The sequence below is a fragment of the Burkholderia sp. Bp9031 genome, assembly GCF_003857965.1.
Classification (GTDB): Bacteria; Pseudomonadota; Gammaproteobacteria; order Burkholderiales; family Burkholderiaceae; genus Burkholderia; species Burkholderia ambifaria_A.
In genome coordinates this window covers 1-11,913 of the sequence record NZ_QTPW01000008.1, presented here as the reverse complement: position 1 = coordinate 11,913, position 11,913 = coordinate 1, and the positions used below count along the sequence as shown (strand labels likewise).

Annotated in this window: 15 protein-coding genes and 1 pseudogene; 3 read left to right on the top strand and 13 right to left on the bottom strand. The window is 66.8% G+C overall.

All coding sequences use genetic code 11. From position 1 onward, the window contains the following. Positions 1 to 7 precede the first annotated feature (7 nt). The 10 genes and pseudogenes from DIE15_RS12780 to DIE15_RS12735 all read right to left on the bottom strand — a co-directional run bounded on the left by DIE15_RS12780 (position 8) and on the right by DIE15_RS12735 (position 5,648). Positions 8 to 1,042, bottom strand: coding sequence for a Ku protein (locus tag DIE15_RS12780; RefSeq protein ID WP_124833413.1), 1,035 nt, complete (start codon positions 1,040 to 1,042; stop codon positions 8 to 10). Between the two features lie 182 nt (positions 1,043 to 1,224). Then, positions 1,225 to 1,476: pseudogene (locus DIE15_RS12775) on the bottom strand (catalase); the annotation flags it as partial. Positions 1,477 to 1,625: 149 nt separating this feature from the next. After that, positions 1,626 to 2,012 (bottom strand): DUF3022 domain-containing protein, encoded by a 387-nt coding sequence (locus DIE15_RS12770; RefSeq protein WP_057927063.1) that lies wholly within the window; start codon positions 2,010 to 2,012, stop codon positions 1,626 to 1,628. Then, positions 2,009 to 2,170 (bottom strand): DUF1328 family protein, encoded by a 162-nt coding sequence (locus DIE15_RS12765; RefSeq protein ID WP_124833411.1) that lies wholly within the window; start codon positions 2,168 to 2,170, stop codon positions 2,009 to 2,011. Before DIE15_RS12765 ends, DIE15_RS12770 begins: the two co-directional genes overlap by 4 nt. 53 nt (positions 2,171 to 2,223) lie before the next feature. After that, complete coding sequence (locus DIE15_RS12760; protein ID WP_124833410.1) at positions 2,224 to 2,412, bottom strand: DUF3008 family protein; 189 nt, start codon at positions 2,410 to 2,412, stop codon at positions 2,224 to 2,226. 70 nt (positions 2,413 to 2,482) lie between these two features. Further along, positions 2,483 to 3,916, bottom strand: a complete 1,434-nt coding sequence (locus DIE15_RS12755) for an RNA polymerase factor sigma-54 (RefSeq protein ID WP_124833409.1) — start codon at positions 3,914 to 3,916, stop codon at positions 2,483 to 2,485. A 304-nt stretch (positions 3,917 to 4,220) separates the two neighbouring features. Further along, on the bottom strand, positions 4,221 to 4,532 hold the full coding sequence (locus DIE15_RS12750) for a hypothetical protein (RefSeq protein ID WP_124833408.1): 312 nt from the start codon (positions 4,530 to 4,532) through the stop codon (positions 4,221 to 4,223). A 51-nt stretch (positions 4,533 to 4,583) separates the two neighbouring features. Next, positions 4,584 to 4,895, bottom strand: a complete 312-nt coding sequence (locus DIE15_RS12745; protein WP_124833407.1) for a hypothetical protein — start codon at positions 4,893 to 4,895, stop codon at positions 4,584 to 4,586. Continuing rightward, entirely contained in the window at positions 4,892 to 5,149 is a 258-nt protein-coding gene (locus DIE15_RS12740; protein WP_124833406.1) for a hypothetical protein, read from the bottom strand. The genes DIE15_RS12745 and DIE15_RS12740 overlap by 4 nt, the downstream gene beginning before the upstream one ends. A gap of 196 nt (positions 5,150 to 5,345) precedes the next feature. After that, a complete protein-coding gene (locus tag DIE15_RS12735; RefSeq protein ID WP_057927069.1) occupies positions 5,346 to 5,648 on the bottom strand; it encodes a hypothetical protein in 303 nt (100 codons plus the stop codon). 156 nt (positions 5,649 to 5,804) lie between these two features. Here DIE15_RS12735 and DIE15_RS12730 point away from each other — a divergent pair, with 156 nt between their 5' ends. From DIE15_RS12730 to DIE15_RS12720, 3 genes are all read left to right on the top strand, one after another. Continuing rightward, positions 5,805 to 6,059 (top strand): hypothetical protein, encoded by a 255-nt coding sequence (locus tag DIE15_RS12730; protein WP_057927070.1) that lies wholly within the window; start codon positions 5,805 to 5,807, stop codon positions 6,057 to 6,059. A gap of 85 nt (positions 6,060 to 6,144) precedes the next feature. Continuing rightward, positions 6,145 to 6,576 carry a CBS domain-containing protein gene (locus tag DIE15_RS12725; RefSeq protein ID WP_057927071.1) on the top strand — a complete coding sequence of 144 codons (432 nt, stop codon included), beginning with the start codon at positions 6,145 to 6,147 and terminating at the stop codon, positions 6,574 to 6,576. Between the two features lie 91 nt (positions 6,577 to 6,667). Beyond that, the gene (locus DIE15_RS12720) at positions 6,668 to 7,150 is read left to right on the top strand and encodes a PRC-barrel domain-containing protein (RefSeq protein WP_124833405.1); all 483 of its coding nucleotides are present in this window, start codon (positions 6,668 to 6,670) and stop codon (positions 7,148 to 7,150) included. 86 nt (positions 7,151 to 7,236) lie between these two features. Here the strand turns inward: DIE15_RS12720 and DIE15_RS12715 are convergent, their stop codons facing one another. The 3 genes from DIE15_RS12715 to DIE15_RS12705 form a co-directional block, all read right to left on the bottom strand. After that, positions 7,237 to 8,478, bottom strand: coding sequence for a type VI immunity family protein (locus tag DIE15_RS12715; protein WP_057927073.1), 1,242 nt, complete (start codon positions 8,476 to 8,478; stop codon positions 7,237 to 7,239). Positions 8,479 to 8,491: 13 nt separating this feature from the next. Then, complete coding sequence (locus DIE15_RS12710; protein ID WP_124833404.1) at positions 8,492 to 9,886, bottom strand: VRR-NUC domain-containing protein; 1,395 nt, start codon at positions 9,884 to 9,886, stop codon at positions 8,492 to 8,494. Next, positions 9,883 to 11,913, bottom strand: a 2,031-nt coding sequence (locus DIE15_RS12705; RefSeq protein WP_148095687.1) for a type VI secretion system Vgr family protein, incomplete at its 5' end; no start/stop codon positions are given. The genes DIE15_RS12705 and DIE15_RS12710, both read right to left, overlap by 4 nt.

Genomic DNA, 11,913 nt, shown 5'->3' with positions numbered 1-11,913 from the left:
GGCGGCATCATGCGGCGTGCTTGCGGCGCGCAGCGGTTTTCTTCTCCGCATGCGCTCCCGTCGCAGCGCGTTTCGCGGCCGGCCGTTTCGCCGCGGCCTTCGTGGTCGCGCCCTTCGACGCCGCCTTCGACGCCCCCTTCGCAGCCGGCTTGCGGCGCCCGCCGCCGCGCGACGGTGAAGACGAAGCGTCCGCGTCCACATCGCTCTCGTCGTCCGCATCGCGCAGGTCCGCCGCATGCGCGCCGCCGCCCCCCTTCAGGCTGCGCTTCAGCAGCTCGGTCAGGTCGACCACGTTGGCCGCCGCGCGCCCCGTCTGCGGCGGACGCTCCTCGATTTCCTCGATCTTGCCCGCACGCACCTTGCGCTCGACCAGCTCGAGGATGTCGTCGCGAAACGTGTCGTGATACTCGTCGGGCGCCCATTTGCCCGACATGTCGTCGATCAGCTTCTTCGCCATCCCGAGTTCGCGCGCGGTGACGCCCGCGCGCTTCGCATCGTCGGCGGGCACCGACAGCTCGTCGAGCGGCCGCAACTCTTCCTGCCAGCGCAGCGTGTCGAGCGCAAGCAGCGGCCCGACCGGAATCAGCGCGCCGAGATGCTGGCGGTCGCGCATCACGACGAGCGCGATGCCGATCTTGCCGCTGTCCTTCAGCGCGTCGCGCAGCAGCGCATAGACCTTCTCGCCCTTGCGGTCCGGCACGAGGTAGTACGGCGTGTCGAGATACAGGAACGACACCGCGTCCTCGTCGACGAAGGTCAGGATGTCGACGGTCTGCGTCGACTCGGGATTCGCCGCGCGGATTTCCTCGTCGGTCAGCACGACGTAGCGCTCCTTCTCGTACTCGTAGCCGCGCACGATGTCCTCGCGCGTGACCTCCTTGCCGGTGCGCTTGTTGATCTGCCGGTAGCCGACCGGATCCATCGAGCGCTTGTCGAGCAGCCGGAACGACGGCTTCACGGTACGCGTCGCCGGGAACAGCTGCACGGGCACGTGAACGAGCCCGAAGCTGATCGCGCCTTTCCATATCATCCGCGGTGCCATGCCTGTCCTCCTTTGCTGCGTGCGCGCCGCCCGGCCTGGCGGGCGCCCGTGCGGCATTACGCGGGTCGCTCCGCCGCCTGCCGTTCACGAGTCCGCACGCGACGTCGGCCTATGTCGTCCGGGCACGTGCGGAGCACCGCGTCGGGATCGGCCGCGTGCCCGACCCGTTCGGCAATCCGCTCAAGGATCCGTTCAGCAATCCGCTCGCGATCGAAGTGCGTGACCTTCTCGCGCACGATGAAGTCTTCGAGCAGCGACGGGCCGCGCGCACCGGCGCGCAGCGTGTTCTGGTTGCCGGCGATGCGCAAGCCCCGGTTGGTGCGCGGCGCCTCGCCGTCGGGCCGCACGCGATTCTCGTCGAGCTGGCGCGACTTCGGGCTGTCGGGCGGCTGCAGGCTGGGCGGCGGAGTGCCGGATGGAGGGGGATTCGTCATGCGCGCGTCCTCGTATCGGTTCGATAAAGGGCGACGGCGGGCGCGACCGAATTGCGGCGCACGCGGGGCCGTCGCGGGAAACGGACGAGCCGCGCAGTGCAACCCGCGACGGACCGGCCGCGATGTCGCTGCAGGCGGCGGCGGCTGCGTCAGGGCGCGCGCAACGCGCGATCGAGTTCGGCGCGCGTCACGTCGAGCGCGACGCTGCATTCGATCTCGGCGTCCTCGACGCGCGGCTTCTGTTCGTCCACCGCGCGCCGTGCGAGGTCGCACAGCAGGGTGCGCACGCGCAGCCGATCGGCCGCGCCGAGCGATGCATAGCGTGTGAGCACGTCCGGATCGAAGTGCAGGTCGACCACGCAGCGCCATTGACGCGCGCTTTCGTCGGCTGGCACACGCACCCACGACACCTGAATCGTCAGCCGACCCGATGCGTCGTCCGCATGCACGACGAGGGTCGACTGCGACGGAAATCCGTTCGCGAGCGCATTTTCGAGTTCCGCGATGCGCTGCGAACGGTCGGGCGTGACCGTCATCGTCGCACGACGCCCAGCAGCAGCGTGACCAGGAAGATCACGATGAAGATGTAGAACAGAATCTTCGCGATCTCGGCCGCGCCCGCCGCGATGCCGCCGAAGCCGAACACGGCGGCGATGATCGCGATGACGAAGAAGATGATGGCATATCGAAGCATGAATTCCTCCCGAGTCCTGGAGAACGGCGATTGTCGACGCGCGTCGACGCCGATCAAGCATCGTGCTTGTGCTTGGGTTTGCCGTGGGTCGGCGTCGAAGCCATTTTCTCGAGCTCCTTCTCGGTCATCGATTTGGCCATCGACTTCGAAGGCGACTTCAGGTCCTTCATTTTGGTTTCACCGCGTTTGGCCGACAGGGCGGCCCCTGCGGCGCGCTGCTGTGCCTGGGACTTGGCTGGCATGACGTTCCTCCTCTCGGTGGCGCGCGCGACGGCCGCGGCATGCGGGCCGCGCGCGGTTCGGACGGTATCGTCATGCGGCGTCGCGCCGGCGCAGTTCGGCCGGCGGAATCTTCATCGCCTGGCGATACTTGGTCACCGTACGACGCGCAAGAAGGATGCCGCGGCCCGCGAGGTTCTGCGCGAGCGCGACGTCGGACAGCGGCTCGGTGTGGCACTCGGCCGCGATCATGTCGCGGATCAGCACCTTCGCGGCCGCTGCCGAACACACGCCCTTGCCTGCCGCCTCGAGCTTGCGCGGGAAGAAATGCTTGAACTCGAACGTGCCATGCGGCGTGGCCATGTACTTGTTGCCCGTCGCGCGCGACACGGTCGACTCGTGCAGGTCGAGCTCTTCCGCGATGTCGCGCAGCACGAGCGGCTTCATCGCGATCTCGCCGTAGCGGAAGAAATCGCGCTGCCGCGCGACGATGCATTCGCCGACGCGCTGGATCGTGTCGAAGCGCTTCTGCACGTTGCGGATCAGCCAGCGCGCTTCCTGCAGTTGCTGGCCGAGCGGCGAATCGCGCTCGCCGCTCGACTGCGCGAACAGCGTCGCATAGCGTTCGTGCAGCCGCGCACGCGGCAGCACCGCCGGGTTGATCGTCACGATCCATTCGTCGCGCACCTGGCGCACGATCACGTCGGGCACCACGTAGTCACCGCGCGTGCTCCCGTAGTGGTTGCCCGGGCGCGGATCGAGCCCGCGTACCAGCGCGCACGCGGCATGCATCGTCGGCTGGCTGCAGCCGACGCGCCGCTGGATCTCCGCCGTCTCGCGCCGCCCGAGCCGTTCGAGATGCTCGCGCGCGATCGCCTTCGCTTCCGCGAGCGCCGGCGTGCCGGCCGGAATCGCGTCGAGCTGCAGCACCAGGCATTCGGACAGCGAGCGCGCCGCGATGCCCGGGCGATCGAGCATCTGCACGAGCCGCAGCGCGACCGCGAGATCCTGTTCCGACAGCAGCAGCGCCGGATCGGCCGCGACGAGCAGCTCGGCCAGCTCCTGACGCAGGTAGCCGTCTTCGTCGAGCGCGTCGATCACGATGCGCGCGGCCTCGCGGTCGCGCCGGTTCAGCGGATAGAGCCGCAGCGCGTCGTGCAGCTGCTGGTGCAGCGACGGCTCCGCCGCCATCCATTCGCCGGGCGACAGGTCGCCCGCGTCGTCGGCCTGGCGGCCCGTGCCGCGCGGCGCCGGCGCGGCCGTGTACGACACCTCGCCGTCCGGCGGACGCACCTCCTCGCGCTCGGGCGCGGGCTCCGGCGCCGCGGCTTCGGCCGGGTGTTCGGGCGCGTCGGCGGCGGCTTCGTCGTCGCCCTGGCCATCTTCGAGAAATGGATTCGAGTCGAGCGCCTGCCGCAATTCCTGCTGGAATTCGAGCGAAGACAACTGCAGCAGGCGAAGCGACTGCTGAAGCCTCGGCGTGAGTGCCAGATGCTGTCGCATCTGGAGCGCAAGCGTGACTGACATCATTGCCCTCCTGATGGGTGTGCGCAATTCGTGTGTCGGAATCCACGCAGCTTCCATGCCAGCGGGGCAAATCGCCGTCCGGCGCGGTTCTCGCGGGTTCGTACCCCGTCGCGTCGCGCCGTCGGAACCGCTTTTTTACAAGCGGCGGGAAGTTAGGAGGCACGGAATTCGCGCAGGGCCGCACGCGGGCGCCCGGGGCTGCGGCGCGTCGCCGTCGCGCAGGCGAACTATTCGTGCGGGCTCACCGTCGTGCTCCTGCGCGCGCGTCACGCCGCGCGGCGCGTGATGCGCGCGCTGCGTCCCGTCAGTACAGCGTCGGCGGCGGCGTGCCTGGCATCTGCTGGCCACTCTGCACGCCGTTCGGTCCCGGCGGCGGCACGTCGGCCGCTTCGCCGCCGGTCGCGCCCGGAGGCATCGTGTTGTGCGGCGACGGACGCGTGTCGTAGCGCGTATTCGCGTCCGGCATCGTCGTGGTCGGCGACGCGCCATGGCCGTCGGGCGGCGCCGGCGGCGCGCCGCGCGTGCCGTAGGTGGCCTGCGGTTGCGTGCATGCGCCCAGCGCGCACACGGCGGCGAACGCACAGGTGCCCACGCGTATCGTCTGGATCAGTTTCATCGGAATCCTCCGTGGAATCGGCGGCACCTGCGCCGGCCGTGGCGGCACGGCTCAGAGCCGGTTGAAATGGAAATCGCCCGCATACGCGGTCGGTGCGCGGCGCGCCATCATCGTGTCGAACTCGGCCGCGACGCGCGTCAATGCGCCGCGTTGCCGCTCGACATCGGCCTGTTCGAGCGCCGCGAACGCGTCAGCGTCGAAGGTGACGGTCAGCGACGCCGGATGGCCGTCGACGCGAAAGCCGAAATGCAGTGCGCCGGCCGGCTGCTCCTCGACGTGGAACGGCATCGCGCGCGCCTCGAAATGGCGGCCGAGCGTTTCGGCCACATCGCGCAACATGCCGGGTTTCACGCTGATGCTCATCGTGGGCCCTCCGTGGATCGGGTGAACGCCACTGGCGGAATGCCCGTCGGCGGCACGTGGATCGGCGGTTCCCGCGTCGGCGGCTCGCGTTCCGGCGGCGGCTGCTCCGGCGGGTCGCCCTCCGGGTCGTGATACGGTTCCGGCGTGCCGGGCGGCAAATCGTCCGGCACGGGCGGCTCGGGGTCCGGGTTGACGTCGGGCACCGGCGGCTCGGGCCGGTGTAGCGACTGGGTGCGGTGCGGGTTCATGGGCATGCGATCGTTGCGGTGTCCTCACGGGATCGGATCAGTTACGCGGCGCGCCTGCGCCGCTCGATGATCTACCGAACACATGGGCCGCAAGGTGCGTGCCGTCCGTGTACGGCGCCGTCACGCGCTGGCGCACATGCCGAAGCGCGGTGCGCCGTGCCTTCGCTACACCGCGCGCTGCAATTCTTTCAAGGGCATCGCGCTACGCTTCGTACGCGGCCATCACGAGCCACAGCTCGTGGTCGTCGTCGCGCACGCGCGCGGCGAGCGCATACGGATCGGCCGGCTCGCACGCGCGCTGCAGCGCGAACCGCGCCGGCTCGGTCGAGCCGAACGTCTCATCGAGCGGCCGCACATCGGCTTTGCCTTCGAACATCCGACGATCGGGCCGGTAGATCAGCGGCTCCTGTTTCCATGCGCTGAAATGGCTCTTCACCGAGTCGAACCCGCCGCCGCATACGTTGACTTCGTAGCGCACCCCAGGTCGCCGTTTTGGAATCGTCATCGTGCCTCCCGCTTGATCTGCGTGTGTGTGCGGCGCGCTGCGCCGCGCGTTGTCGTGTCGTCACCCGCCGCAGCGGCAAGTCGCGTGCCGCCTGAACGCAGCGGGCATGGCCGTTGCGTGATCAGCGCGTCATCGTCACCGACACGGAGGCTTGCCATGAAGGATTCGACCCGGTCCGGCCGCGACGCGCCGGCGCACGAACGGCATCCCGACCCGTCATCGCCGCTGAAGCAGCAGGACCAGACGAAGACGCGCCACTCGGAGCGTCATATCGACAAGCAGCTCGAGGACACGTTCCCCGCAAGCGATCCGCCCGCCACCGGCGGCGTCACGCGCATCGAGCCCGACACGCCCCCGGGCACGCACGACGACGGCCCGTGGCAGGACCCGGCCAGGCGCCGCGACGAATGACGTCGCGCTCGACAGACACCCCGTGCCGAACGGCACGCCGCTTGCTGAACCGGACGGCCCCGCTTCAACCCGCAAGGAGGATTTCATGCATCGCGTCAACGAAATCATGTCGCAGGACGTCGTGCACATCGCGCCCACCGACTCGATCCGTCATGCAGCGCAACTGATGGAGCGCTACGACATCGGCGCGCTGCCCGTGTGCGACAACAACCGGCTGATCGGCATGGTCACGGACCGCGACCTCGCTGTGCGCGCGATCTCGGCCGGCAAGTCGCCGGAAACGCGGATCCACGAAGTCGCGTCGGCTCCGATCGAATGGTGTTTCGAGGACGATTTGCTGGACGAGATCCAGCACTACATGGCCGACGCGCAACTGCGCCGCCTGCCCGTCGTCGATCACGACAAGCGCCTCGTCGGCATGCTGTCGCTCGCGGACATCGCGACGCGCACGGCCGGCCCCGCGCGCGACGACGTCGCGAACACGCTCGAGGGCGTATCGCAACCGAAGCGGACGTGACGGGGCGATCCTCGCCCCGCCCCGACCACCCGCGCGACCCGCAGGGCCCATCCCGGGCACGGTCGCGCTCCATGCAGCCTGGAGGACAACCATGCAGACTCCCGATCAAGGACGGACCCGCATCATCGGCAAGGGCGCCGCGACGGCAGCGGGCCCCGGCCCCGACGTGATGGCAGCCGACACGCTTGAAGGCGACAAGGTCTATACGACCGATGGCGACGACGTCGGCAAGATCAAGGACATCATGCTCGACGTGCGCTCGGGCCGCATCGCGTACGCCGTGCTGTCGAGCGGCGGCCTGCTCGGCATCGGCGACAAACTGCTCGCGATCCCATGGAGCGCGCTCACGCTCGATACCGAACGCAAGTGTTTCCTGCTGTCGGTATCGTCCGAGCGGATCAAGAACGCCCCCGGCTTCGACAAGGACCACTGGCCGGCGATGGCCGACCCGCAATGGGCCGAGCCGCTGCACGAGTACTACGGCAGCGCGCCGTACTGGAGCGCGGGCGACGAGCTCGGGCTGACCGATCCGACCGAGGAATTGAACGATCCGCGCACGCGCGGGCATCATTGACCGGTCACGATTTGGTTTGGCGGTGGTTTAGCCGACGGGCCCCGCGGATGCGGGGCTTTTTTTGGGCAGATTGCCGATCTACACGATCAGCCGTCCGCCTCGCGCAGATACCACGTCACCGCCCCTTGCCGGGTTGTTTCTGGCCCCGGCATCGGTTCGCCTTCCTTCAGCCGCTCCGTGCGCTTCAGGAACGGGCTAAACCAATCTCCGTCACGCGGGCACGGCTGGCCCGGATAGGCTCGCAGCACCCTTCCACCCGACGGCTGCGGTGCCTGCGGGGGCGGGGAAATGGCGGGTTCATCCATCGCTGGCCCAGACGGGAATGCAATCGGTTCAACCGGGCGCGGCGGCCAGATACCCGGTGCGTCGAACCGGCGCAGCCACTCGTTCGACGACATCTCGTCGAATCGAACTTCACCCACGATCGAGCCCATATGCAAGCAACGCAATTCGGGCACGCGTATTGGCTTCAAGAGCCGGTTCGCGGCCACATAGGCGGCCGGCTGCGGATCGCGCTCCGTCCAACCCAGCGACGGCCATTCGCCCGCCTTCACCATCACGCCGTTTGCGTAATCGATCAGCGATAGTCCGTTCGCCGCCTCGTCTTGGACTGCCCGTTCCAGCGCTTCCCGGCCGCCCAGTTTCTCTAGCCAGCTTCGGTGCAGGATCGTGTACCAGTTCACGCTCTTGATGCCTTCACGCAGTTCGTCGTGGGCCAGTGGATCACCGACGTCAAACCCTAGAAACTGCTCGGCTTGCTCAAATTCGAGATTCTCATAACGGTGGAACTCGTCGCATTGCTGAAAGCCCAGTCCGGCGTGACCATGTAACACGGGCAGCCGCATCGCCAATTCCGCCAGTAGCTTCTCGAAGGCCGCCCGGCCGTCGCCGCGCAGCACTTCGACGGGCAAATAGATTTGGAGGTAAGAAAGGTCTTTCCACGCCTCTTCCTTCAGGCTCATCTGCGAAAATCCTCGCATCCCCCAATCGCCGACGAAGTCATAACCCTGCCCCGACGACCACGTGAATTGGACAACATGGGTAGGTGGTTGCGTGCGCACTGATTCCGCAAATGCCGAAAAGCGCTCGGGCGTGTATTTGCCCCTCTTGCGCGGATGCTCCCAATAGCCCCAATGCAACCGCCGCCCCATGATTTCTTCTAGCCGCCGCATCACCCCGGCCAGCTCCGACCGGTTCGCTTGCGCATACGACTTCAGCAGGTAGAACACGATCACCAGCCCACCCTGCAACACGACCTTGTCCGGATCGTCCTCAGACCCGTAAGTGAAATGCCACTTCGCCGCGTCCCATTCCTCAAAGAATTCCATGTTTCCTCTCCTCTTAATCCGACAGATACAGCACGCGCACCGTCAGGTTGTGGTTCAGCATGTCCAGCATCCGCAGCGCGTCCTGCGTCATCCTTGGGGCCATGTTGTCGCTTGTTGGCGGCGTCTGTGCCGCTGCGTTATAGATCGCGGCATTGGCTGCCGCCGCCGTCACGGCAACCTTCCCGATCGGGAAACGCGCCAGTGTCTGCGCTCCGTGTCCAACCAATTCCACCGCACCGCCCAGTTCACCCGCAGCGCCGGCAAGCGCACCGGCTCCCGCAAGCGCCGCGCCGGCCGCCGCGCCCGCCAGCGGCGCACCGAGAATCAGCGTCAGTTGTTCCCGCAAGCGTCGCCGCTCCGCCTCCTCGCGTGCGGCCCCCTGCGAATCGTAGCTGTGCAACTCCGCCAGATATCGATGGTCATCAATCCGGCGGGCACCGTTCCCGAATACCCGCCGCACCGCCTGCTGCTCGGCCTCCATGTCTTGCAACAGCATGGCCGACTGAGGCAATTGCGCATGAAACTCTTTGAGCCGCTCCGGCGAGGTCACACCGCCCTTGACCGTGCGAAACACCGGCTCCGACTTACGCGCCTTATCCAGCCATTCTCGCCGTCGGCGCGGCGTCTTGCAGACCTTCGTTTCCAGTAGCCGAAATTTATTCCGATTGTTGTTCACAATCTTGTAGTAATCTCGCGTCTGCTCCGGCGTCAACGCGTCCCCCTCGAACTTGATTTCGATCAGGTAAGCAATGTTGTCGGCAGCAAACCGGGCTGATCCCGTGCGCCCCTTGTAGTCATGCAAACGAATTACGTCAGGAATGCGAAGCAACCCCGGTATCTTCGGCCGATCCATCGCCGTCCAGTCCCACCCCGTATCGGCGGAGCGCACCAGCCGATATGCTTCGCGTACCTCGTCAGGCGACAGGTTGTCCTCCAGATACGCAGTCGTCACCAGCGGCTCCGCCAAACCGATCTGCACCCACGGCAACGTGCCCGCATCGATGCCCGCCTGGAACGCCACGCGCCGCCGGATGATCTCGTAGCGCGATAGCGGCATGGTTGACGGCCGGAACGGCTCGCTGCAGCTCATGATGGCCTCGGGCGGCCGCCCACCGGCAGGCAGCATGTCGAAGCCGACCTCACCCCAATACGGCCATTGCCAGCGGCTTCCCTTGCTGTCGTAGTGCACCCAGCGCGACACCTGCCGCTGGCACAGCGCACGCCCCCGTGCATCGCGCATCGGGAACCGTTCCGCGAAGCCCGCTTTCTGGCACAGATACCAAAGGTCCATCGGGTTCTCGACGGGCAACACCGTGCCGGCTGCGTCCGGCCGCTTCGTCTGGCTACCCTTGCCGGGTTTCGGCACGTTCGGCGCTTGCTTGCGGGGCGGAGGGGTTGTATTTGTCATGATTGGCTCGCTCCCGTTTCACTGATGCGCGCAAAATCCAGCTTGTATTCCGCTTCGTCGTCCCAATACCGCGCCCGCACAAAATCCGCCGCGTCATCGGGCAGCGCCTCGCAATGCACGGGCGCAGTCGATTCCGCATAGGCCGTCACGGTATGTCCCTGCGCATTGGTGCGCCCCTCGACCACACGACCATCCGGATGCGTCAATTGATAAGCGCAGTCGGGCAGCGCCTTGCCCGCTCGATCCCGGAGGGTGTAGAACTCTTCGAAATCCGCACCGGGCATCCCCGGAAACGGCTTCGCGACCGACTCCGGGCCGAACGTTTGATGACTGCCTGCATAGACCGTGTGCTCACCGGCCGTCCGGACCATGTAACCCTGATCGCTGATGCGAACCTCCGTACTGCCGGCGTGCAGCACGATTTCCTTGGCCGCATGCAGGTGGATACTGTCAGTCATGCTTGTGATATGGATTGCCCTCTTGGCGGTCACGTCCATACCATCGGTCTGCGCCTCGATCCGTACTTTCCCCGCGGCGGCAACGAGTGCCATGCCTGCCTTGTGCACAAACAGCGAGAACGCATTCGACACGCTCGCGAACAGCGAACGCCCCAGGGCAATCCCGACATGCCGGCCGCTCGTGACCGCCACATCCTCTCCGCTCGCGATATGGGCGCTACGCTCGGCCGCGAAACTGATCCCCGCCGGCCCGGCCATCACAATGTCCGGTTCCGTCAGCTCCGGGAAGTCATCCGCGCCGCCGGACGGTGTTCCCCGAATCGCATCGTTACGCGCCTTGATCACACGGGTGACATCGCTCTGGTCCGTGCCACGTTGCTGTGCGTCGTGCTGTTGCGCCAAATTCGTCAGGCTTTCCTGCAGTTCGCGCGCCTGCGTCAGCCGGCCTACAGCCTCTTTGGCGTCCTTCGCGTGGCCAGGACCGCCCGGTTGACCGTCCGTCGACACAAGCAAACCCTTCAACGCTCGCACCACGCCCCAATCGTCGGTGCGAAGGTCGAAGCCTTTGCCGCGTGCATCCGCACGCCCCTTTTTTCGCGTAATGCGCCGGATGTTGCCGAGACTGAGTTGCGACGTACCGGCATCGCTCTCAATCTGCGTCTGGATTTGTTCCCGCGTATCGTCGATCGCGAGATGGCCGGATGCAGTGCCGTGGAATTCCTTGCCGCGCAGCACCGACAGCGCATGACTGTGCGGCAGGTCCAGCGCGGGCTGGCGGAACGCGTTGACGGCACTGCCGATAATCACCGGCAAATCCGGGTCGCCGTAGTAATGCGACACGGCCACTTCATGGCCGATACGCGGCAGGAACGTCGCGCCCATGTCCACGCCTTGCCACGGCGACAGCACGCGCAGCCAGATACCCGAATGCTCGTCGTGCCGGCCCTGCCGATCCCATTCGAACTGCACCTTGACCCGGCCGTATTGGTCCGTCCAGATTTCCTGTTCGGCGGGACCGACGACGATGGCCTTCTCCGGCCCGCTCATGACGGGCTTGCGGACGCTCCGTTCCAGGCGGAACGGCTCGTTCGTCGGCAACAGTTCGAACTGCGCATCGACGCGATACGTCTGCGCGCCGCCGGTCCGCCCCACGACTTCCTCAATGTCGAGCACGCACGACACAACGAGGTATTCGCGATTCGCCGCCTGCTGCGGATAGCCGGTCAACGTAAAGGTGTATCCGACCGTCAGGCCACGCAGATTCCCTTTCCCGTTCGCGCGCCGCCCCGTGCAACGCTGCGCCTCAAGTTGAACGTTTGCGAAGTGGTGCGCTTCACGAGCCGTATCGTTCGGCTGGCCCGTCAACCCTTGCGCGCCCGCGAGCGGCTGACTGTAATCGCCCCAACCGTATAGCTCGCCGTCGGCGCTTGCGGTCGGGCAAGGGTTTTCCGCCGTGGTCGCCAGATCGGCGCGCGGGCGCGTGTAGTCGTAATCCGTCACGGTCACGCGTCCGGGCGTCAGGCGGCTGGTCACGGACAGCGTGTGAATGTGTTCCTCGTCGATATGCTG

Coding starts and splice junctions, on each gene's coding strand:
- DIE15_RS12780 (WP_124833413.1), bottom strand. CDS start 1,042: ATGGCACCGCGGATGATATGGAAAGGCGCGATCAGCTTCGGGCTCGTT.
- DIE15_RS12770 (WP_057927063.1), bottom strand. CDS start 2,012: ATGACGGTCACGCCCGACCGTTCGCAGCGCATCGCGGAACTCGAAAAT.
- DIE15_RS12765 (WP_124833411.1), bottom strand. CDS start 2,170: ATGCTTCGATATGCCATCATCTTCTTCGTCATCGCGATCATCGCCGCC.
- DIE15_RS12760 (WP_124833410.1), bottom strand. CDS start 2,412: ATGCCAGCCAAGTCCCAGGCACAGCAGCGCGCCGCAGGGGCCGCCCTG.
- DIE15_RS12755 (WP_124833409.1), bottom strand. CDS start 3,916: ATGTCAGTCACGCTTGCGCTCCAGATGCGACAGCATCTGGCACTCACG.
- DIE15_RS12750 (WP_124833408.1), bottom strand. CDS start 4,532: ATGAAACTGATCCAGACGATACGCGTGGGCACCTGTGCGTTCGCCGCC.
- DIE15_RS12745 (WP_124833407.1), bottom strand. CDS start 4,895: ATGAGCATCAGCGTGAAACCCGGCATGTTGCGCGATGTGGCCGAAACG.
- DIE15_RS12740 (WP_124833406.1), bottom strand. CDS start 5,149: ATGCCCATGAACCCGCACCGCACCCAGTCGCTACACCGGCCCGAGCCG.
- DIE15_RS12735 (WP_057927069.1), bottom strand. CDS start 5,648: ATGACGATTCCAAAACGGCGACCTGGGGTGCGCTACGAAGTCAACGTA.
- DIE15_RS12730 (WP_057927070.1), top strand. CDS start 5,805: ATGAAGGATTCGACCCGGTCCGGCCGCGACGCGCCGGCGCACGAACGG.
- DIE15_RS12725 (WP_057927071.1), top strand. CDS start 6,145: ATGCATCGCGTCAACGAAATCATGTCGCAGGACGTCGTGCACATCGCG.
- DIE15_RS12720 (WP_124833405.1), top strand. CDS start 6,668: ATGCAGACTCCCGATCAAGGACGGACCCGCATCATCGGCAAGGGCGCC.
- DIE15_RS12715 (WP_057927073.1), bottom strand. CDS start 8,478: ATGGAATTCTTTGAGGAATGGGACGCGGCGAAGTGGCATTTCACTTAC.
- DIE15_RS12710 (WP_124833404.1), bottom strand. CDS start 9,886: ATGACAAATACAACCCCTCCGCCCCGCAAGCAAGCGCCGAACGTGCCG.